The following is a 20,640-nucleotide window of genomic DNA, read 5'->3' as shown; positions in this document are numbered from 1 at the left end:
TAATAATATAGATAAAAATTATTATGGAATAATATACAGGGGTGAAGTAAATGAAAATAATGACAGTATTTGGGACTAGGCCTGAAGCCATAAAAATGGCACCTTTAGTTAAAGAGTTGGAGTCTAGAGATAATATAGAGTCTATAGTTTGTGTAACAGCACAACATAGAGAAATGTTAGATCAAGTACTAGACGTATTTAACATAAAGGTTAATTATGATTTAAATATTATGAAGTCAAATCAATCTTTGTCTCAAATAAGCACGAATATAATGAATGGGTTAGATAAAGTTATAAAAGAAGTAAAGCCAGATATAATACTTGTACATGGAGATACAACTACAACGTTTATATCATCCTTAGTTGCTTTTTATAATCAAGTTAAAGTAGGTCATGTAGAGGCAGGTTTAAGAACCTATAATAAATATTCTCCTTTTCCAGAAGAGTTAAATAGACAGTTAACATCTGTTATAGCTGATATACACTTTGCACCAACAGAAAAATCAAAGGATAATTTGATAAAAGAAGGAAAAAATCCTGAAAAAATATATATAACTGGAAATACTGCAATAGATGCATTAAAAACCACTATAGATAAGGAATACAAAAGTGAAATAACTGACAAAATAGGAAAAAACAGAATGATACTTTTAACATGCCACAGAAGAGAAAATCTAGGTAGCAATATGAAGAATATATTTAAAGCAGTAAATAAAATATCTATGGAATTTGATGATGTAGAAATAGTGTATCCAATACATTTTAATCCTCAAATAAGAGATTTAGTTAAAGAAGAATTCAAAGGTAATAAAAAGGTACATGTAATAGAACCTTTAAGTGTAGTTGAATTTCATAATTTATTAAATAAGTCATATCTAATACTAACAGATAGTGGAGGCATACAAGAAGAAGCTCCATTTCTTGGGAAGCCAGTTCTTGTATTGAGAGAAACTACCGAAAGACCAGAAGGGATTAAGGCTAAAATTTTAAAATTAGTAGGTACAAATGAAGAGAACATATATAAATACACAAAGGAATTACTAACTAACAAAAAATTATATAATGAGATGTCAAAGGCTTCAAATCCTTATGGAGATGGGCTTGCAAGCAAATACATTGTCGATATTATTGAAAAAATATATCAAAATTAAATTTAATCAGAAGAATGAATAAAAGAAAGTAGTGAAAATATGAATAGAATTTCCAAAAAGATAGATGGATATTTTTTAGGACTAATATTAGAGTTATTTATAATCACCATGTTATTTGTATTTGATATTAAATTTCAAACACAAAATTTAAGTTTTATAATGTTTTGTATAACATTTTTTACTATAATTATGACTTACACAGGGGGAATAATTATAGGGCTTATAGCAACATCAGTTTCTATATTTATATATGCAGCATATATATTTTATATAAATCTAACGAAAAATGTAGAAATAACATATATGTCTTATATATGGATGATATTTATGCCAATAATATCTTATACAACAGGAAAGTTTACAAATAGTATAAATAATCTTCAACAATCAAATCTTAAGCTAGAAAATGAATATAAAAATTTGGTTACTATACATGAGGATACAGGATTATTTAATATAAAAGCATTTTATATGAATCTAGAAAGAGAGATGAGTAAGGCTAAAAGGCATGAAACTCAATTATCTTTAATGCTTATAAACTTACCATACTATAAAGAAATAAAGAACATACTTGGGGAAGTTAAAACTAACAAACTAATGAAGGATATAAGCAATATAGTTGTAAAGTCTACAAGAATAGAAGATGAAAGATACACAATAGAAAATGATACTATAGCTATAATAATGCCAAATACAGATGAATTTGGTGCTAATATAGTAAAAGAAAGAATAAAAACAGGTATAGATGAACTTAGTCTAAGCTTGAAAAATAATAAAAATTACATAAATATAGACACAAAAATAGCAGCAGTAGAGTATAAAAAAAATATAAAGTCTCCTATTGAATATAAAACATATGTACAAGAGGAATTACAATATGATGTTTAAAAAAAAATTTATAATAGAAATAACTATTATAATTAGTATAATTTTAGCAAGTTCAAGTGGAATTTATAGTGAAAATAATAGCAATAAAAAATCTCTTATAGTTTATGAAACTAAAACTAAATTTAAGTCTAATGTTAATACAGTAAATCACCTTAATGAGCTACTATACGTATTTAATAATAAAGTGGACAATATTAATATAAATGATTATAAAAAAGGATGTTTAAACAATTATGACTATGTCTTTGTTATAAATATAAACAATAATATAGAGAATAAAATATTTTTAGAAGATATTAATAATTACAATAAACGTATATACTGGATAGGGGATAAAATTGCAAATTTACTAGAGTATAATAATAAATATTCAATAAAGTACATATATAAAAATAATAATATAACAAGATTAAACTATAAAGGAGACGATATAGTATTAGAAAATGAAAGTGATTACAACATAATACAAGCAAGTAGTAAAAGTAATATTATTGCTACTATGAGTGATGGATATAACACATACCCATATATATTGCAAGATAAAAATTTGTATTATATATCTGATTGGAACATGTATGAATCTTATATATTTGAAGATACGTTAAATGATTTCTTTGAACGAACTTCTTTTGAAGAAAGTAAAATATTTGTAAAAATAGAAGATGTAAATCCTCTTAGTGACACAAAAAAATTAGAGGATTTAGCTAATTATTTATATGAAGAAAATATACCATTCATAATATCTTTAACACCTACTTATCGAGATAAGAGTATTAAAGAATTAATCACTCTAGATGAAAATTTTATAAATACTATAAAATATATGCAAGATAAAGGTGGTAGTGTTATATTAAATGGATACTATCATAATAGAAAAGAAAAATCAGATGAAGATGAGTATGAATTTTTTAATAAAGAGATATTAAATAGTAAAAGTGAAGATATAAATATATATATTAAAAATAGGTTATTAAGTGGACTAAGATTATGTATAGAAAATGATATATACCCATTGGGATTTGAAGCACAAAAATATGCTATGATTCAAGATGGGTATAAAGAAATCAAAAAATACATATCTACATATATGGGGAGATACCAAAATAATAGTGAAATTTTTAATATGAGTACATTTCCATATATAATAAAAGATAGTAAAAATTTTAATACACTAATACCGGAAAATTTAGGATATATAGCTAAAGATGACAAATTAGCGGTAGATAAAATAAAATATAATTATTATAAACTATCTATGGTAAGAGGTCATACTGGAGGATTTTTTTTCCATACTGATGTAGACACAAACTATTTAAAAGAGTGTATAGAATATCTTAAATCTAAAAATGTAAGCTTTTTAGATTTAAAAAAAGAAAACAACTATATAAATATAGATGATATAAAAATAGAATCAAATAACAAGAATATAATAACAAGTTATGATAAGTATAAATCTATAAGAAAACACAATGATTTAGTGTTTAATAAGTCTATAAATAAGTTAAATGATATAGTTGTAAAGTTTGTTGTTGTAGTATTGCTAATATTTATATTAATCTTTATAGTATTTAAGATTATAAATAGACGAAAGTTTACAAGGAGATAATTATGATAGGTTTAGTAGATTATATATTTTTAATTTCCTTATCATCTATATGGGCTATACTCTTAACAAATATAATACTAGCTATAAGTGGATATATATATTATTTAAAGAGTCTTAAATTTAAAGATGAAAAATTAAAAGAGTTCCCTTTTGTATCAATACTAGTACCAGCACATAATGAAGGCAAGGTAATTGGTAAAACTGTAGAATCTTTATTACTACTAGATTATCCTATAGATAAAATGGAACTTATCGTTATAAATGATAATTCTAGTGATAATTCCAAGGAAATATTAGAAAATATAAAAAATAGATATAGAAATTATAATTTTACCATCATAAATACGGATAATATAACAGGTGGTAAAGGAAAATCAAATGCACTAAATATAGGATATCAAATATCTAAGGGAGAATATATTGCAATATATGATGCTGACAATACACCAGAAAAAACTGCACTAAGATATTTGATACAGACCATAGTTAAAGATGAAAAACTAGGGGCTGTTATAGGAAAATTTAGAACTAGAAACAAGCATAAAAACATATTAACTAAGTTTATAAATATAGAAACTCTAAGTTTTCAATGGATAGCTCAAGCAGGTAGAAAACAATTATTAGGTCTTTGTACTATACCAGGCACTAATTTTGTACTTAGAAGAAGTACTATAGAAAAATTAGGAGGATGGGACACAAAGGCAATAGCAGAGGATACAGAAATAAGTTTTAGGATTTATAAAATGGGACAAAGAATAACATATGTCCCTCAATCAGTAACCTGGGAGCAAGAACCAGAAACTGTAAATGTATGGATAAAGCAACGAACAAGATGGGTAAAGGGAAATATATATGTATTAGTTAAGTATATTACTAATTTATTTAAGGGCAAACAAAATAGAGTGCTGTTTGATATACTATACTTCTTTTCAGTATATTTTCTATTTTTAACATCTGTTGTATTATCAGATATAATATTTATTTTAGGAATATTTAAAATAGTAACTATAAATATCCCATTTGATTTTTTTACTATATGGATACTATCATATATACTATTTGTAATACAGGTATCTATAACACTTAGTATGGAAAAGGGAGAGAGTAATTTAAGCAATATATTTTTAGTTGGGCTTATGTATTTTACATATTCTCAAATGTGGCTATTTGTTGCTATAAAAGGAATGGTTGGGTATTTTTCTGACGCTATACACAAAAGAGAAGTTAAGTGGTATAAAACCGAACGATTTTAGGAGAAAATAAAATGAGATTAATAGCAATAATGATATCATTAATTATTAGTTTTACAAGCTGTGATATAGTTTTTGCACAGCAAAATGTAAAAAATTACAAATTTAAAAATGAAATAACTATGAATGGGGTTATAAGTAGTACTAATAAATATTTTGAAGTTCCTAAAAATGCTTTAGTTGAAAAAACTAAGATTAACTTAGTATTTACAAAAAGTGAACTATTAGATGTGAATTATTCTACAATAACAATAATTGTAAATGATGTGCCAATCCATTCAGAACGATTAGATGGAAATAAGGAATATAAAAAAGAAATAAATATAGATATACCAAAAGATTTAATAAAGACAGGTTATAATAAAGTAGAGATAAAAGCTTATAAAACTATTTCTGATAAGGTTTGTAGAGATGACTCAAATACAGCTAACTGGTTAGTAGTACATAAGGAATCAAATATAAGTGTATCCTATAATTATAAGCCAACATCTAATTTGATAAGCGAGTACAAAGATACTTATATAAATGAAAATGGAAGAAATGAATTAGAAACTAGTATATTAATACCAGATAATTATTCAAGTGAAGAATTAACTTCGGCTATGATACTTAGTAGTGGTTTTGGAGAAAAAATAATAAATGATAATGTTAATTTTGATATAAATCTATACTCTCAATTTAAAAACAAGGATAAAAATGTTATATATATAGGCAATAAAAGTAATACTTCAAGTGAAATACTTAATTTATTAACTGCAAAAGAAAAAGAAGATTTGGATAAAAATTGTATTATAAAAAATACAAATTCAATATTTGATAAAAATAAAAAAATGCTTATCATAATATCCAATAATGAAGAACTACTTAAAAAAGCTAGCAAACTTATAAATAGTAAAGATTTAATAAATGAATTAAACAAAGATAGCATAATTATAAATGAAGGTACGGATGTAGATGACATATATAATTATAAAAATAAAAATAGATTGAATTTTAAAGATTTAGGTTATGATAATATTACATTGAAAGGACCATTTACACAAGAATCAATAATAGATATAAGTATACCTAAAAGTAAAGAAGTTAAAGAAGGTAGTAAAATAAATTTAAATATTAGATATGGTGAGAATTTAGATTTTGAAAGATCTTTAGTAACTATATATGTAAATAATATACCTATAGGAAGCAAGAAACTAACAAAGGAAAATGCCAATAATGATACCGTAGAGCTTAACCTTCCAAAAGAAACTTTAAATCAAAATTATTATCAAATCAAAATTGTATTTAATTTAGAACTATTAGATTTAGCTTGTGTAACTAGAGATACTGATAACCCATTTGCATATATATCAAATGAATCATATATAGAATTTGATTACAATGATACCAATAATTTAACTATGAAAAATTATCCGTATCCATTTGTTAAGGATGATAAAGTTAATGATACAGTAGTTGTAGTACCTGATAAATTAGACTCAACAGCATTAACGCAAATAGGTAGTATAATATCCTATATAGGTCATAGTATTAAATATAACAATGGAGATATAAGATTTATAAAATCAAGTGATTTAAAATCAGATGATAAAAAAAGTAATTTAATAATAATAGGAACTCCAACTAATAATTTAACTATAAAAGATGTTAATAAATATCTAAATTTAAAATTTAATAAAGATTATTTAGGATTTGAAAGCAACGAAAAGATAAAATTCATAGGAGATTATTCAAAACAACTATCATCTATACAACTTACAAAATCGCCATATAATAAAGATAAGGGTATGATGGTTATTGCATCAACAGAAATGAAGGATTTAGCATTAAGTACTAGATATTTAAATGATTTAGATCTCACAAAGTCATTAAAAGGCGATACTATAGTAATTGATAGAGAAGGAAATATAAAAGATTTAAATTATAAGTTAGATGATGTAGATGAAAATAAAGAGACTAAAGAAGTAAATAAACTAGATAATAAAAGTAAACAGTTTATAATAGTTGCATCAGTATTACTTTTAATGGTTATATCAGCAACAGTTTTATTAGCTTTAAAATATAAAAAATAATATATAAATATAAAATACTAAGCTTTATAACTAATGCTTAGTATTTTATATTTAAAAAAGATAGGAGAGCTATGAGAAAAAAAATATTAATAATAATTACTTCATTAGTAATACTAAGCGTTATTTTTGCTATTAAAAGTACTAACAAAAATAATACTATAACAGAAAAGATAAAATCTGTTAACTTATCAACTGATTATGAAATAGAACAAGCTTTAAAGGATATAGATGATTTGAAAGTGAATACTGTTAATGTACCTATAGTTATAGAAATACCAGATTTAGACTCAAATAATATGAAAATAAATTCTTATAGTAAAGAAAAAGCCATAAGATTAATAAAAATACTGAAATCAAAAGGTATAAATATTATATTAGAAGCATATCCGTGGATAGCTAATGGAAGTAAATATGAAACTGATTATAACCCCGTAAATAAGGAAAAATTCTTTGAAGATTGGAAAAATATATTAAATATTTTAATTAAGGATATAGCAAATAAGTACGATGTAGATATAATGATTATAGCATCAAATTTCTCAAAGTTAGAGATGTATGAAGATAACTGGTGTGATATAGTTAATTTTGTTAAAGGGCGATTTAAGGGAGAAGTAACATATAAGACTACATGGTGGTATACAGCTAGTTGGGATAGAAAGAGTAATGAGGATTATTACAAAAAATTAAATAATAAAATATTTTCTAAAGTAGATTTTATATCTATAGCAGCTTATTTTGAACTTAGTGATAAAAAAGAAAATACAGTAAAAGAATTAGTAAATGCTTTAAACTCTACTACTATATATAATAGAAATCAAAATGTGGTCGAAGAAATATATAGATTCTATGAAAAATATAATAAGCCTATCTACTTTGCTGAATTAGGATTTCCTAAAAAAGATAATGCAGCAACACATCCATGGAATAGTGAAGTGTCCAATGTAGAAAATGGAAAAGAACAAGCTAGATGTTTTAACGCTTATAAAATTGTATTTGAAGATAAAGACTACATAAAAGGATTTTCTATATTTGCAGTAGGAAAAAAGGGAAAAGATAAAAATTTTTATCCATCAAAGGAAAGTATAGAAATTATATCTAAATGGTATTACTAATCTGAATAGAGTTTCAATAAAAAATATATTTAGATAGGAAATGAAATAAATGACAGAAAAAGAATATGAAAAATTATTAAATATAGATACTTTAGGAGAAGAATTATGGAGTGAAAAAGTAAGGCATTATCATCCATATCAAGCTACATCATATGAATGTTTAGACGAATTATTTAAAATATACAGCTTAAATGAAGATGATTTTATAGTTGATTTTGGATGTGGGAAAGGTAGGCTAAACTTTTATATAAATTATAGATTTAATTCTAATGTAGTTGGAATAGAAATGGAGGAAAAGTATTATAAAGAATGTATTAAAAATAAAGAAGCGTATGTAAGTGAACATAAGAAAGGTAAAGAAAAAATAGAATTTAAATGTTGCTATGCACAAGATTATGAAATAAAAAGTAAAGATAATAGATTTTATTTTTTTAATCCATTTTCAGTACAGATATTTAGGAAGATAGTAGAAAATATATTAGATTCAGTATATAAAAGTGAAAGGTATATTGAGTTAATATTGTATTATCCTAGTGATGATTATATATATTATATAGAAAATGAGACACCATTTATGCTAAAAGAAGAAATACAGTTAGAAAAGTTATATAAGAAAGATGTTAATGAAAGATTCTTAGTTTATAATATACCATATTATGCATAATATAATGAGATTAAAAGATACTATATAAAATAGAAATAAGTATTTGAAATGCTCATTTCTATTTTATATAGTTTTTGAAATAAAAGGAAAAAATATAAAAATTATTGAAAAATGTAAAAATTTATGATATATTAATAAATATAAGAGATAAAAATCATTGGAGAGGTGTCCGAGTGGTTTAAGGAGCTGGTCTTGAAAACCAGTGATGCTTAACGGCACCGTGGGTTCGAATCCCACCCTCTCCGCCATATGCCCAGATAGCTCAGTCGGTAGAGCAGGGGACTGAAAATCCCCGTGTCGGTGGTTCGATTCCGCCTCTGGGCACCAGTAAGGCATCTAGAATATAGATGCTTTTTTTATAAATTTTAAATTAATTATAAATCTACTGATAGATACTTAAATTAAAAATAATGACTATGTACTTTAGATATTATATATGAAATTTTTATTGGAAATTAAAACGCATAAATCCATTAATTTGGATTTATGCGTTTTTTAATACATTTATTACTAAGCCACAATTGGTTTAAAGTATGCATTAAAAAAAACATAGGTGGAAATCTAATAAAAAGAAAAGAAAGGGATGTTTATATGAGAAAAGTAAATAACAGTAAAAGAATATTAGATGAAAATCCACAGTTAACTGATTTAGTTAATCATGCACAAACATATACAGATATAAGAAATGCTATAGAAAATGAAAATGAATCAGTTAGTAAGAAAATACATTATAAACAAAAGCCTAAAGCTTTGACATATGATGAAATGCAACCATATAATACAAAATATAAATAAAATTAAAATAAAAATAGAAAGGAGATATACTTAATAAAGTTAAGTATAAATTAGTATGGAAAAATTCGTAAAAATAATAAATGACGAAGAGTTTAACTCTAAAATAGAAAATGGATCAGGGATAGCTGTAGTAGATTTTTTTGCTACTTGGTGTGGCCCATGTAAGATGTTGGCACCAGTTTTTGAGGAAGCTGCAAAGGATGTAGGAAATAAAGCTAGCTTTAGTAAAGTAGATATAGACCAATGTTTAGAATTAGCTAGAAAATATGGTGTAAGTACTGTACCTACAGTTATGATATTTAAAGATGGAAAGCCAGTTGATAAGATGGTAGGTTTTATGCCAAAACAACAAATAATAGAAAAGATAAATTCTAATTTTTAATATTTAAATATATAAAGTAGAAGAAGTGAATAATATAGGGTTGTAACAATGTGCCAATATAAGTCATAAAATATATTAAGGGAATTCCCTTAATATATTTTATGGAGTTGAGAAGATTGGCAAATAAATTAGACAAGACTGTAAAGAAAGTAACAAAGCCAGTTGGAGATATAGGTAAAGAAGTTATAAATGGCGTAGGAAATGTTGCTAAAGAAGCTGTTGGCGGAACTTTAAATGTAGGAAAAGAAGCTATTAAAACAGGATATAATGTAGGAAAAGAAACATTAAATACTGGAAAGAATGTAGGTAAAGCATTAAAGGATAGTATAAAAAAATAGGTAGTATTTTATAATAATAAAATTTATAAATTACTAAATTAAAGTTTTAAAAATAAGTATGAATAAGAAAAGCTATAAAATATAGACTTAAATATATATTTTATAGCTTTTCTTATTATATTTAATTAAATAGTTATTATATAGTTTATGTAAAAATAAATATACAAATGATAAATGAAAATAAATATCAATAAGTATTGACTATCAATAACCAAAGTACTATTATTTAAGTATAGAAGTATGAGAGGTGAAATATTGTGAACTTAGTAATAGTTGGAGGTAATGAAAAGTTAAAAAAAGATTACATAAATTTAGCAAAAGAAAAAGGTCATAAAACTAAAGTTTACTTGAATATGTCAAGTAAGTTAAATAAATCAATAGGAAGTCCAGATGCTCTTGTAATATTCACATCAGTAGTATCTCATAAAATGATAGATGTAGTACAAAAGCATGCAAAAAAGAAAAATATACCGATAATTAGACATAAAAACAGTAGCAAATGTGCATTTTTAGAATGTTTAGAGATGGTGGATGAGTGTTTAGGAAACTGTAATGAATGTAAGTGTAATAAGCTACTAAAACAAAATAAAAGTTAGATAATTTTAATTATATATTATCAGTTAATAACTTTAAGTAATGAATAATATTAATTAAATGATAATAAATATTAAAATCAACAAAATGGGGAAAATTATGATTAGTGTGGCATTATTAGGAAATCCTAATGTTGGTAAGACTACTTTATTTAATGGATTAACAGGTCTTAAACAACGTGTAGGCAACTGGCCAGGTGTAACTATAGAAAAAAATAGGGGAATATAAATGATAATATAAAAATTGTTGACTTGCCTGGAATTTATGCAATGGATACTTTTTCTAATGAAGAGAAAATTTCAAAAGAATACTTAGAAAATGATAATGCAGGTGTAATAGTAAATATAGTACATGCATCAAATTTATCTAGAAATCTTTATTTAACAACTCAACTTATGAAATATAAAAAGCCTATAATATTAATAGTTAACATGATTGACATGGCTAAAAATATAGGAATAGAGATAGATTTATGAAAAATAGATAATATAAAGGTCGTATAAAGTATTTTATACGACCTTTTGCCGTAATAAAAGAAGCACTATAGTCTATACTAGATAATAGTATATAGTAAGGACAATAATCTATTATTGTGGTATAATACAGAAAAGTTAAAAAGTGGTTGAGGTGGAATGTATATTAAATTAGAAGATATAAAAGATGAAGTAACAATAGATGTACGATCAAAAGAAGAATTTGAAAAAATGCCATTGTTTAAATATAATGTGCCTGTTATAGATGAAAAAGATCATAAACTATTAAAAAAATATATTATGATAGCTTTTCCTATAATACTAATAGGGCTTATAAAAAATAGAAAAAATATTAAAAGAGATTTACTTAGGTTATCTAATAACAAAGAAAAAACAATAGTTTTAGGATGTTCACAGGGAAGACTTAGAAGTCCAATAGTAGCTTTTTATTCAAGGTGTTTAGGTATAGACACTAAGATATTAGAAGGGGGGATAAAACAATATTTTAAGCCAGTTAAAAAAGGAATAAAAAAATGGTTTAGCATATGATTGTATTTGACATTTATCAATTTAAATACTACTATTTAATTAAATATAAATTCTCCGATTTTGTTAACCTAAGGCTATGCTATGGTTAATAAAACGGTAGGGTATAAATAGAAATGTTTATGCCTCCTGTTGGAAAGGAGAAAAGTGTAGTAACCTTTCCTTTTTATGCGGATTTTTAGCCTATCTAAAAGTATGGTTACTTTTAGATAGGCTTTTTTGGTTACTATAAATAAAAATAGGAGGAGAAATTTATGTATGGATATAATGGAAAAGTATTAAGAGTAAATTTAAGTGAAAAGACTATTGAGGTAGAAAATTTAGATTTAAAATTAGCTAAAAAATATATAGGGGCTAGAGGTCTTGGTGTAAAAACTTTTATTGATGAAGTAGATCCTATGGTAGAACCATTAAGTTCTGAAAATAAGCTTATAATAGCTACAGGCCCATTAACAGCATCACCTATGCCTACAAGTGGAAGATATATGGTAGTAACAAAATCTCCACTTACAGGAACAATAGCTATATCAAACTCAGGTGGAAAGTGGGGAACTAAGCTTAAAAATGCAGGGTATGATATGTTAATAATAGAAGGTAAATCTGATGATAAAGTATATTTATATATAGAAGATGATAAAGTAGAGATAAAAGATGCTAGTGATTATTGGGGAATGGTATCTAGTGAAATAACTGAAAAATTATCTAAAAAGCATAATAAAGCTAATGTACTTTGCATAGGACCAGCAGGAGAAAATTTATCTCTTATATCAGCAATTATGAATGATGTAGATAGAGCTGCAGGTAGAGGTGGAGTAGGAGCTGTAATGGGTTTTAAAAATTTAAAAGCTATTGTTGTAAAAGGCAGCAAAAAGGTAAATGTAGCTAATGAAGAAATAGTTAAGAGGGTAAATGCTGAAAAGGTAAATATACTTAGAAATGATCCGGTTGCTGGAGGGGGGCTTCCAACTTATGGTACTGCAATTTTAGTTAATATAATAAATGAGAATGGAGTTCATCCAGTTAAAAACTTTCAAGAATCATACACTGATAAGGCGGATTTAATTAGTGGAGAGACAATGACTGAAAATACATTAGTTAAAAAACACGCTTGCTATAGATGTCCTATAGCTTGTGGTAGAGTAGTTAAACTTAAAAATGGTAAAGAGGTAGGAGGACCAGAGTATGAAACACTTTGGTCTTATGGGTCAGATTGTGATGTATATGATTTACATGCTATAAATGAAGCAAATATGCTTTGTAATGAATATGGATTAGATACTATATCAGCAGGAGCAACTATCGCAACGGCTATGGAGCTTTATCAAAGAGGATATATAAAAGACGAAGAAATCAAAGATGACAAACTATCCCTTAACTGGGGTGATGTTGAAGCTGTAGTTAAGTGGACTGAAAAAATGGCTAAAAGAGAAGGATTTGGAGATTTATTAGCAGATGGTGCATATAGATTGTGTGAAAAGTATGATGCAACTCAGTATTCTATGACTGTTAAAAAACAAGAATTACCAGCGTATGACCCAAGAGGAATACAAGGTCATGGTATAACTTATGCAGTTAATAATAGAGGGGGATGTCATATAAAAGGGTATATGATAAATCCAGAGATACTAGGAGTACCTGAAAAATTAGATAAACTAGAAGTAGAAGGTAAACCAGCTTATGCAAAGGTATTTCATGATTTGACTGCTGTTATAGACTCGCTAGGACTTTGTGTATTTACTACCTTTGGATTAGGACTTAATGATTATGTAGATATGTATAATGCAGTATGTGGAGAAATATATACACCTGAAACATTACTTCAAGCAGGCGATAGAATATGGACTTTAGAAAAAATATTTAATTTAAAAGCAGGAATAGATAGTAGTCAAGATACTTTACCAGATAGGCTAATATATGATCAAATTCCAAATGGACCAACTAAAGGTCATGTTCATAGGTTAGATGAACTACTTCCTGAATATTATGAAGTTAGGGGTTGGGATGAAAATGGGATACCATTAGATGAAACATTAAAAGCACTAGGTCTTGAAGAGTATATAGGAAATATATTTGCAAAAAATTAATATATAAATTTATTAAGGGGATAGCATGAAAATAGAGATAAGGTTATTTGCAACATTTAGAGAAGGAAGAGAGAAAAAACAAGTATTAGAAATTGCAGAGGATATGAATATAATTGATATACTAAAAATTTTAAATATAGACAAAGAAGAAGTATCCATACTTTTACTAAATGGTATGGATGGAGGATTTGATAGAAAACTTAAGGACGGGGATATTTTATCTATATTCCCGCCAGTTGGTGGTGGTTGATGAATAAAAGATATGAAAGAAATATAGGAACTTTAACTAAGGTTGAAAATGATAAATTAAAAAATTTTAAAATTTGTATAGTAGGATGCGGTGGCTTAGGTGGATATGTAATAGAAATGCTATCAAGGATAGGTATAGGTTATTTAAAATTAGTAGATGAAGATTCATTTGATATAAGCAATTTAAATAGGCAAATCTTGTGTAATGAAAATAATATTGGGAAAAATAAGGCTATAGAGGCTAAAGAAAGAATAAAATTAATTAATAATAATGTAAACATAGATATAGTTAGTGAGCATTTAGATAGTAATAACTGTGAAAAGATTATAAATAATTGTCATGTAGTTATAGATGCATTAGATAATATAAGCACTAGATTTATACTTCAAAGATATTGTGAAGCCTTAAATATACCACTAATTCATGGTGCTATAAGTGGGTGGTATGGTCAAGTTAGTACTATATATCCAGGAGATAATAATCTTGATTATATATATAAATATAAAAAAGAAACAGATAATAAATTAAGCAATCCTTCTTTTACCCCAGGTCTAGTGGCATCTATACAAGTTAGTGAAGCTATAAAGGTGTTACTTAATAAAGGTGAAATATTAAGAAACAAAGTACTTTTTATAGACTTATTATATGGAGAATATAATATTATAGAGATAGATAAAACATATTAGATTAAATATTTGTAAATATAAATATTAAAATTAAATAATGAAAAAGAAAATATCCTGTAAATTGAATTAAAAAATTTCATTTTATAGGATATTTTTATATAAAATATAAAAAAGTTTGACATAAAACTATTTTTTAGTATACAATTAGTTTGATGACAAACTATTTATAAATAATAAGCAATTATATTTAAATTAGTGATAATACTATAACATATGTATATAGTATAATTATATAAAACATCAAAAGGAGAAGTAAAATGGCAAATTTAGACCTTATATACAATCGTAAGAGTGTAAGAAAATTTAAAGATGAAGAAGTACCAAAAGAAGACATATTAAAAATGCTAGAAGCAGCAACAGAAGCCCCATCTCCAAAGCATCAACAAAACTGGCACTTTGTAGTACTTACTAACCGTGAAGTAATAAATGAAATGGCTGATATAGTAACTAAAAGCCATGAAAAAATAGGTGAATTAGCAAAAACTGAAAAAGATAGAAAAATACATATGAGTGTAATTAAATATTATACATGCTTTAAAAATGCTCCAGTAGTAATAATGGTATATGGATCAGAATATAAAATGATAGAATATAAAATATTAAAAGAAAATAACGCACCTCAAGAAGTGTTAGATGTTTTAGTATCTCCTCAATCAGCAGCTCAAGGAATAGGTGCAGCAGTTGAAAACTTCCTATTAGCAGCAACAGAAATGGGATATGGAACTTGCTATATGACAGGACCTACTCATGCAAAAACTGAAATAGAAAAGTTAATAGGATTTGATAAACCAGGATTTGAATTAATGTCTATGATATCTTTAGGTGTAGCTGAAGAAAATACACCTCCTAAGCCACCTCGTAAACCACTTGAAGAAGTAGTTACATTTATAGACTAATTAAAAAAGTGTCTCTTATAGAGGCACTTTTTATATATACTTATCATTTTCAATTTTAAAATTAGAACTAAGTTTTCTAAGTAATCTAAGAAATTCTTCTTTTTCTTCTTTTGTAAAGTCTTTATAAGCAGTTTCTTTAACTTGAGATGATATAAAGTTAAATTTATCTTCAATATTTTTTGCTTTTTGAGTCAAACTTATATAAGTAACGCGCTTATCCTTAGTACATTTTTCTTTTTTTACATATCCTAAATCTATAAGTTTATTTACTAAAGAAGTAACTGTTGACTTATCTTTACCAATTTTTTTTGAAATTTCTTTCATAGTGAGCTTTTTATCACTTTCATAAAGCGCAGTTAGTATATTGCCATGAGTTGGTATTAAGTCAGTTAAGTCATTTTCTTTTAATTTATTTTCTATGAATTTTATCATATTAGCTTTTGTTCTACTAATAAAATAAATGATGTATTTATCTTTCATTTTAATTCTCCAATCTAGAGGAAATTATACTAATCTCTATTTATATATAATATCATATTTACCCAAATTTTTTTATAAAACATAGAATTTAACAATAAATGGTCTAAAAAATGACAGAATATTTAATTTTAGAGTGATATAATTAACATTAGGGGGAGGGGGTAACTGATGAGAAAAATTCTATACATAAATTTAAAAAACAAAAAGGTGAAGTCAGTGCATCAGTATGACGAACACAAAATAAATTTAAATAATAATAATTTAGTATTTGAAGCTCCATCTTTAGCAGGTTATGGTGTAGTTGGACTTAACAAACTCAAGGTATATAATAAAAATTCTTTATCTCAAACAGGAGGTCATTTTGCACATTTTATGAAGTGTAATGGGTATGATTTTTTAGTGTTTGAAGGAGAAAGTGATACACCTATATATTTATATATAGATAAGGAAAGTGTAAAAATAAAAGAAGCAAGTCATTTATTAGATAAAGATTATGATAAAGTTGTTGAGTCTATAAAAGAAGAATTAAATACTAATGAATTAGAAATAGCATCAATAGGATTGGCATCAGTTAAAAAAATAGATTTCTCTAAAATAATATTTAGAAATGATAAATCCTGCGGAAAAAAGGGATTAGGAAAATTAATGGCAGATAAAAATATAAAAGCTATAGTGCTAAAGAAACAAGAAAATTTAATACCATATGATATATCAACCTTAAAAAAATATAATGATTCTATAGCTAAAAAAATAACTAATAAGTCAAATGCTAATTGGTATGATGAGAACAATACTTGCTACGGATGTTGCCTAAATTGTAAAAATACATCTTTGAGTAAAATAAAAAGGTACGGATTTAGTGAAAAAGAAGCAAGTGATATAAATAAAATATCAAACTTTTATGGATTAGACAGTGTAACATTAGCTAGAGGAATAGACACATATAAAAAGACTTTTGATACAGAGATAGTAGATTTAGAAAATTTTATTGAGGATATTATAAATAACTATTCATATTATAAGCCATTATTTATAAATGAAGGTAAATTTATTAAGAAAAATAAAACATTACAAGACTGTGAAAAGTTAGGTTTTTGCAAGCTTTTAATGGAAAAAGATATTATAAATGATAAAGATAAAAAAATATTAGCAAAATCAATACTTGGAGTTAGTATTGCTATTTAATTTTATTAAAAGGGGATAGTAATGAAATTATTTGATGTAACAACAGTAGATAACGTATTAGAAATAATGAAAAATAAATTTAAAAAAGATATAATGTCTGAGAAAGTAAGCTTAATAGATAGCTTAAATAGATATATATCAGATGATATTAAATCAAATATAAATGTACCTCACTTTAGAAAATCACTAGTAGATGGATATTCAGTATTATTTAATGATGTATTTTTAGCTAGTGAATCAAATCCTGTATGCTTAAACAAAATAGACGAAAGTTATATGGGAAAAATTTGTAATACTTTATTAGAAGAAGAAACTTGTGTATATACTCCAACTGGTGCTATGGTACCAAAAAATTCACAGGGAGTTGTAATGATAGAATATTGTGAAGTGTTAAATGAAAAGGAGATACTTATACAAAATTCTATAGCATTTAATGAAAACATAGTAGAGGTAGGAGAAGACATAAAAGAAAATGAAGTATTATATGAAAAAGGACATCTTATAAATGAAAGAGATATTGGAGTATTAGCAGGATCTAATATAAAAGAAATAGACGTTTATGAAAAACTTACTGTTGGTATAATATCAACAGGAGATGAAATATTGGATATAAGTGAAGATATAAAAGAAGCTAAGATAAAAGATATAAATGCATACATACTATATGGTCAATTAAAAAACATAAATTTAAATCCTATCATATACCCATCAGCAAAAGATAATCTCAATGACATAATAAATTTGATCAAAAAAGCTCTCAATGAATGTGACATAATTTTAATATCAGGAGGAAGCTCTGTAGGTAAAAAAGACGAAACATTAAAAGCAATAGAAAGTTTTGAAAATAGTGAAGTTTTAGTAGAAGGAATAGCTATAAAACCAGGAAAGCCAACTATAATAGCAAATATATGTAATAAATTGGTGATGGGACTACCGGGTCATCCTCTATCTTGTGCCTTTGTAATAGAGGCAATATTTAAGCAATATATAAAAAGTTTATACAATATAGATAAGGAAGAATATACACTTTGTGAATTTACATACAACTATCATAAGGCTAAAGGGCGAGAAGAATATTTGGGTGTAAATATAGGGAAAAAAGATAATAAGCTAGTATGTGTACCTATATTTTCAAAATCAAGTACCATAAAGCAGTTTGCAAAGTGTGATGGATATATAAAAATCGATAGGGATTTAGAAGGTATAAAAAATGGAGATATAGTTAAAGTATATACTTTTTAAAGATTTAATCATAGTAAATATAGGAGGAAGGATATGAAGAGATATCTATCTAATATTTCATTAGAAGAAGGACTAAAAAAATATACTAATGAAATATTAAGTCTAAAAAAAATAGATACTAAATTTATAGATGTAGATAAATGTTTAAATAAAATTACAAGTGATGCTGTTTTTGCAAAGTTATCATCTCCATTTTATAACTGTTCTGCAATGGATGGAGTAGCAGTGAAATCAAAACTTACATTTATGGCTAATGAACAAAATATAATAACTCTAAAAGAGGATAAAGACTATATAGAAGTAGATACAGGAGATCCTATACCTAAGGAATTTGATGCAGTTATAATGGTAGAGGATTTATTAGAGAAAAAGGATGGACAAATAAAAATTTATAAACCTGCAACTCCTTGGCAGCATATAAGATGCTTAGGGGAAGATATAGTTGAAACAGAGATGATAGTTCCAAGTTTTCATAAAATAAGACCACAAGATATAGCATCTATGATAAGTGCAAAGGCAGATAAAGTAAAAGTATTTAAAGATTTTAAGGTAGGAATTATACCAACAGGAACAGAATTAATAGATAGATATAAAACACCTGAAATCGGAGATATTATAGAATTTAACTCTAAATTATTTGAAGGGCTTATACTAGAGTATGGAGCAACACCTGTTGTTTATCCAATAGTAGAAGATAATTATTATAAAATAAAGCAAAGTGTGCTATTAGCACTAAGTGAGTGCGATATGGTACTTATAAACGCAGGCTCATCACAAGGTAGAGAAGATTATACATATGACATAATAGAAGAATTAGGAAAAGTAGTGATACATGGAATAGCTATAAAACCTGGAAAACCTGCAATACTTGGATATGGTCAAAATAAACCTATAATAGGAATACCGGGATATCCTGTATCTGGATGGGTTGTAATGGAAAACATAGTAAAAGAAGTAATATCAAAACTTACACATAAAGAGATAGAAAAAAGGAATGTTATAAGGGCAAGACTTACAAAGAGAATAATGAGTTCATTAAAGTATAAAGAATTTGTAAGAGTTAAAGTAGGAAATATAAATAATGAATATGTCGCTACGCCTATAAAAAGAGGAGCGGGAACTGTAACTAGCTTAGTACATGCTGATGGAGTTATAACAATACCTCAAAATATAGAAGGAATAGAAGAAGGTAGCTATGTAGATGTACAACTATTAAATGATATAAGCAAAATAGAAAAAACAATAGTATCTATAGGAAGTCATGATATAGTTATGGATCTAATAAATAATGAGTTGACTAAAAAAACTGAAGGAAAATTTAAGCTTAGTTCAACTCATGTTGGTAGTTTTCAAGGAATATTGTCTATAAAAAAGGATGAGTGCCATATAGCTCCAATACATTTATTTGATGTAGACTGTGAAACTTATAATAAATCTTATGTAAAGAAATATATAGATGAAGATGTATCTATAATAAAACTTGTAAATAGAACACAAGGTTTAATAGTTAAGAAAGGGAATCCACTTAATATAAAAGGAATTAAAGATTTGGTTAATATACGATATATAAATAGACAAAAAGGTTCTGGAACTAGAGTGTTATTTGATTATTTACTAAAAAAAGAAAACATAAAAAAGAGTGATATAAAAGGATATGAAAGGGAAGAATTAACTCATATGTCACTAGCCAAAGCAATACAAAATGATGATTGTGATTGTGGATTAGGTGTATATTCAGCAGCTAAAGTATTTGATTTAGATTTTATACCTATATGTGAAGAAGAATATGATTTACTTATTAAAACTGAATACCTAGAACTTGAGTTTATAAAAAATCTACTCGAAGTAATAAAAGACAATAAATTTTTAAAAAATGTTAAAAGTTTAGGCGGATATAATACTAATAATACAGGTGAAATAATAAGTTTATAAAAAATAGGTAAAAA

Annotated in this window: 22 protein-coding genes, 2 tRNA genes and 1 riboswitch; of the genes, 23 read left to right on the top strand and 1 reads right to left on the bottom strand. The window is 25.8% G+C overall.

The window, feature by feature from the left end:
* Nucleotides 1–50 precede the first annotated feature (50 nt).
* The 20 genes from wecB (at nucleotide 51) to FRIFI_RS08585 (ending at nucleotide 15,787) form a co-directional block, all read left to right on the top strand.
* Nucleotides 51–1,151 (top strand): non-hydrolyzing UDP-N-acetylglucosamine 2-epimerase, encoded by a 1,101-nt coding sequence (gene wecB / locus FRIFI_RS08675; RefSeq protein ID WP_166505628.1) that lies wholly within the window; start codon nucleotides 51–53, stop codon nucleotides 1,149–1,151.
* A gap of 39 nt (nucleotides 1,152–1,190) precedes the next feature.
* Nucleotides 1,191–2,039: a diguanylate cyclase domain-containing protein gene (locus tag FRIFI_RS08670; protein ID WP_092925208.1), complete on the top strand. Its 849-nt coding sequence runs from the start codon at nucleotides 1,191–1,193 to the stop codon at nucleotides 2,037–2,039.
* On the top strand, nucleotides 2,029–3,645 hold the full coding sequence (locus tag FRIFI_RS08665; RefSeq protein ID WP_166505627.1) for a DUF2334 domain-containing protein: 1,617 nt from the start codon (nucleotides 2,029–2,031) through the stop codon (nucleotides 3,643–3,645). Before FRIFI_RS08670 ends, FRIFI_RS08665 begins: the two co-directional genes overlap by 11 nt.
* A 2-nt stretch (nucleotides 3,646–3,647) precedes the next feature.
* Nucleotides 3,648–4,898: a glycosyltransferase family 2 protein gene (locus FRIFI_RS08660; RefSeq protein ID WP_166505626.1), complete on the top strand. Its 1,251-nt coding sequence runs from the start codon at nucleotides 3,648–3,650 to the stop codon at nucleotides 4,896–4,898.
* Between the two features lie 11 nt (nucleotides 4,899–4,909).
* Entirely contained in the window at nucleotides 4,910–6,967 is a 2,058-nt protein-coding gene (locus tag FRIFI_RS08655) for a cellulose biosynthesis cyclic di-GMP-binding regulatory protein BcsB (RefSeq protein WP_166505625.1), read from the top strand.
* A 71-nt stretch (nucleotides 6,968–7,038) separates the two neighbouring features.
* A complete protein-coding gene (locus FRIFI_RS08650) occupies nucleotides 7,039–8,079 on the top strand; it encodes a glycoside hydrolase family 113 (RefSeq protein WP_092925216.1) in 1,041 nt (346 codons plus the stop codon).
* 49 nt (nucleotides 8,080–8,128) lie between these two features.
* Nucleotides 8,129–8,743, top strand: coding sequence for a methyltransferase (locus tag FRIFI_RS08645; protein ID WP_092925218.1), 615 nt, complete (start codon nucleotides 8,129–8,131; stop codon nucleotides 8,741–8,743).
* Nucleotides 8,744–8,902: 159 nt separating this feature from the next.
* Nucleotides 8,903–8,991, top strand: a tRNA-Ser gene (locus tag FRIFI_RS08640).
* Between the two features lie 3 nt (nucleotides 8,992–8,994).
* Nucleotides 8,995–9,070, top strand: a tRNA-Phe gene (locus FRIFI_RS08635).
* A 264-nt stretch (nucleotides 9,071–9,334) separates the two neighbouring features.
* Nucleotides 9,335–9,538, top strand: coding sequence for a hypothetical protein (locus FRIFI_RS08630; RefSeq protein ID WP_092925220.1), 204 nt, complete (start codon nucleotides 9,335–9,337; stop codon nucleotides 9,536–9,538).
* Nucleotides 9,539–9,593: 55 nt separating this feature from the next.
* Complete coding sequence (gene trxA, locus FRIFI_RS08625) at nucleotides 9,594–9,920, top strand: thioredoxin (RefSeq protein ID WP_092925222.1); 327 nt, start codon at nucleotides 9,594–9,596, stop codon at nucleotides 9,918–9,920.
* A gap of 116 nt (nucleotides 9,921–10,036) precedes the next feature.
* Entirely contained in the window at nucleotides 10,037–10,258 is a 222-nt protein-coding gene (locus FRIFI_RS08620) for a hypothetical protein (protein WP_240275741.1), read from the top strand.
* Nucleotides 10,259–10,515: 257 nt separating this feature from the next.
* Complete coding sequence (locus FRIFI_RS08615) at nucleotides 10,516–10,854, top strand: DUF2325 domain-containing protein (protein ID WP_092925226.1); 339 nt, start codon at nucleotides 10,516–10,518, stop codon at nucleotides 10,852–10,854.
* A 97-nt stretch (nucleotides 10,855–10,951) separates the two neighbouring features.
* Nucleotides 10,952–11,080: a FeoB small GTPase domain-containing protein gene (locus FRIFI_RS15405; protein ID WP_330383726.1), complete on the top strand. Its 129-nt coding sequence runs from the start codon at nucleotides 10,952–10,954 to the stop codon at nucleotides 11,078–11,080.
* 41 nt (nucleotides 11,081–11,121) lie between these two features.
* Entirely contained in the window at nucleotides 11,122–11,328 is a 207-nt protein-coding gene (locus FRIFI_RS08610; protein WP_334292231.1) for a FeoB small GTPase domain-containing protein, read from the top strand.
* Nucleotides 11,329–11,484: 156 nt separating this feature from the next.
* Entirely contained in the window at nucleotides 11,485–11,874 is a 390-nt protein-coding gene (locus FRIFI_RS08605; RefSeq protein WP_092925228.1) for a rhodanese-like domain-containing protein, read from the top strand.
* Between the two features lie 40 nt (nucleotides 11,875–11,914).
* Nucleotides 11,915–12,030, top strand: a riboswitch (molybdenum cofactor riboswitch).
* Nucleotides 12,031–12,125: 95 nt separating this feature from the next.
* On the top strand, nucleotides 12,126–13,955 hold the full coding sequence (locus FRIFI_RS08600) for an aldehyde ferredoxin oxidoreductase family protein (RefSeq protein ID WP_166505624.1): 1,830 nt from the start codon (nucleotides 12,126–12,128) through the stop codon (nucleotides 13,953–13,955).
* A gap of 25 nt (nucleotides 13,956–13,980) precedes the next feature.
* On the top strand, nucleotides 13,981–14,205 hold the full coding sequence (locus FRIFI_RS08595; RefSeq protein ID WP_166505623.1) for a MoaD/ThiS family protein: 225 nt from the start codon (nucleotides 13,981–13,983) through the stop codon (nucleotides 14,203–14,205).
* A complete protein-coding gene (locus tag FRIFI_RS08590) occupies nucleotides 14,205–14,891 on the top strand; it encodes a HesA/MoeB/ThiF family protein (RefSeq protein ID WP_092925234.1) in 687 nt (228 codons plus the stop codon). The genes FRIFI_RS08595 and FRIFI_RS08590 overlap by 1 nt, the downstream gene beginning before the upstream one ends.
* 257 nt (nucleotides 14,892–15,148) lie before the next feature.
* Complete coding sequence (locus tag FRIFI_RS08585; protein WP_092925236.1) at nucleotides 15,149–15,787, top strand: nitroreductase family protein; 639 nt, start codon at nucleotides 15,149–15,151, stop codon at nucleotides 15,785–15,787.
* Nucleotides 15,788–15,817: 30 nt separating this feature from the next.
* On the opposite strand, the gene FRIFI_RS08580 is transcribed toward FRIFI_RS08585, so the two are convergent.
* On the bottom strand, nucleotides 15,818–16,267 hold the full coding sequence (locus FRIFI_RS08580; RefSeq protein ID WP_092925238.1) for a MarR family winged helix-turn-helix transcriptional regulator: 450 nt from the start codon (nucleotides 16,265–16,267) through the stop codon (nucleotides 15,818–15,820).
* Between the two features lie 168 nt (nucleotides 16,268–16,435).
* On the opposite strand from FRIFI_RS08580, the gene FRIFI_RS08575 reads away from it, so the two are divergent.
* The 3 genes from FRIFI_RS08575 to FRIFI_RS08565 are packed head-to-tail and all read left to right on the top strand — an operon-like array spanning nucleotide 16,436 to nucleotide 20,626.
* Nucleotides 16,436–17,452 carry an aldehyde ferredoxin oxidoreductase N-terminal domain-containing protein gene (locus tag FRIFI_RS08575; protein ID WP_166505622.1) on the top strand — a complete coding sequence of 339 codons (1,017 nt, stop codon included), beginning with the start codon at nucleotides 16,436–16,438 and terminating at the stop codon, nucleotides 17,450–17,452.
* 21 nt (nucleotides 17,453–17,473) lie between these two features.
* Entirely contained in the window at nucleotides 17,474–18,694 is a 1,221-nt protein-coding gene (locus tag FRIFI_RS08570) for a molybdopterin molybdotransferase MoeA (protein ID WP_092925242.1), read from the top strand.
* A 33-nt stretch (nucleotides 18,695–18,727) separates the two neighbouring features.
* Nucleotides 18,728–20,626 (top strand): molybdopterin biosynthesis protein, encoded by a 1,899-nt coding sequence (locus FRIFI_RS08565; RefSeq protein WP_166505621.1) that lies wholly within the window; start codon nucleotides 18,728–18,730, stop codon nucleotides 20,624–20,626.
* The last annotated feature ends 14 nt before the right edge of the window (nucleotides 20,627–20,640 follow it).

The sequence above is a fragment of the Romboutsia hominis genome (assembly GCF_900002575.1).
Lineage (GTDB): Bacteria > Bacillota > Clostridia > Peptostreptococcales > Peptostreptococcaceae > Romboutsia_C > Romboutsia_C hominis.
The sequence above is the reverse complement of the archived record's forward strand: the minus strand, read 5'-3'. Positions and strand labels throughout refer to the sequence as shown.

What these genes read in the sequence shown, in the direction of transcription:
- wecB (WP_166505628.1), top strand. Translation starts at nt 51, where the DNA reads ATGAAAATAATGACAGTATTTGGGACTAGGCCTGAAGCCATAAAAATG.
- FRIFI_RS08670 (WP_092925208.1), top strand. Translation starts at nt 1,191, where the DNA reads ATGAATAGAATTTCCAAAAAGATAGATGGATATTTTTTAGGACTAATA.
- FRIFI_RS08665 (WP_166505627.1), top strand. Translation starts at nt 2,029, where the DNA reads ATGATGTTTAAAAAAAAATTTATAATAGAAATAACTATTATAATTAGT.
- FRIFI_RS08660 (WP_166505626.1), top strand. Translation starts at nt 3,648, where the DNA reads ATGATAGGTTTAGTAGATTATATATTTTTAATTTCCTTATCATCTATA.
- FRIFI_RS08655 (WP_166505625.1), top strand. Translation starts at nt 4,910, where the DNA reads ATGAGATTAATAGCAATAATGATATCATTAATTATTAGTTTTACAAGC.
- FRIFI_RS08650 (WP_092925216.1), top strand. Translation starts at nt 7,039, where the DNA reads ATGAGAAAAAAAATATTAATAATAATTACTTCATTAGTAATACTAAGC.
- FRIFI_RS08645 (WP_092925218.1), top strand. Translation starts at nt 8,129, where the DNA reads ATGACAGAAAAAGAATATGAAAAATTATTAAATATAGATACTTTAGGA.
- FRIFI_RS08630 (WP_092925220.1), top strand. Translation starts at nt 9,335, where the DNA reads ATGAGAAAAGTAAATAACAGTAAAAGAATATTAGATGAAAATCCACAG.
- trxA (WP_092925222.1), top strand. Translation starts at nt 9,594, where the DNA reads ATGGAAAAATTCGTAAAAATAATAAATGACGAAGAGTTTAACTCTAAA.
- FRIFI_RS15405 (WP_330383726.1), top strand. Translation starts at nt 10,952, where the DNA reads ATGATTAGTGTGGCATTATTAGGAAATCCTAATGTTGGTAAGACTACT.
- FRIFI_RS08610 (WP_334292231.1), top strand. Translation starts at nt 11,122, where the DNA reads ATGGATACTTTTTCTAATGAAGAGAAAATTTCAAAAGAATACTTAGAA.
- FRIFI_RS08605 (WP_092925228.1), top strand. Translation starts at nt 11,485, where the DNA reads ATGTATATTAAATTAGAAGATATAAAAGATGAAGTAACAATAGATGTA.
- FRIFI_RS08600 (WP_166505624.1), top strand. Translation starts at nt 12,126, where the DNA reads ATGTATGGATATAATGGAAAAGTATTAAGAGTAAATTTAAGTGAAAAG.
- FRIFI_RS08595 (WP_166505623.1), top strand. Translation starts at nt 13,981, where the DNA reads ATGAAAATAGAGATAAGGTTATTTGCAACATTTAGAGAAGGAAGAGAG.
- FRIFI_RS08590 (WP_092925234.1), top strand. Translation starts at nt 14,205, where the DNA reads ATGAATAAAAGATATGAAAGAAATATAGGAACTTTAACTAAGGTTGAA.
- FRIFI_RS08585 (WP_092925236.1), top strand. Translation starts at nt 15,149, where the DNA reads ATGGCAAATTTAGACCTTATATACAATCGTAAGAGTGTAAGAAAATTT.
- FRIFI_RS08580 (WP_092925238.1), bottom strand. Translation starts at nt 16,267, where the DNA reads ATGAAAGATAAATACATCATTTATTTTATTAGTAGAACAAAAGCTAAT.
- FRIFI_RS08575 (WP_166505622.1), top strand. Translation starts at nt 16,436, where the DNA reads ATGAGAAAAATTCTATACATAAATTTAAAAAACAAAAAGGTGAAGTCA.
- FRIFI_RS08570 (WP_092925242.1), top strand. Translation starts at nt 17,474, where the DNA reads ATGAAATTATTTGATGTAACAACAGTAGATAACGTATTAGAAATAATG.
- FRIFI_RS08565 (WP_166505621.1), top strand. Translation starts at nt 18,728, where the DNA reads ATGAAGAGATATCTATCTAATATTTCATTAGAAGAAGGACTAAAAAAA.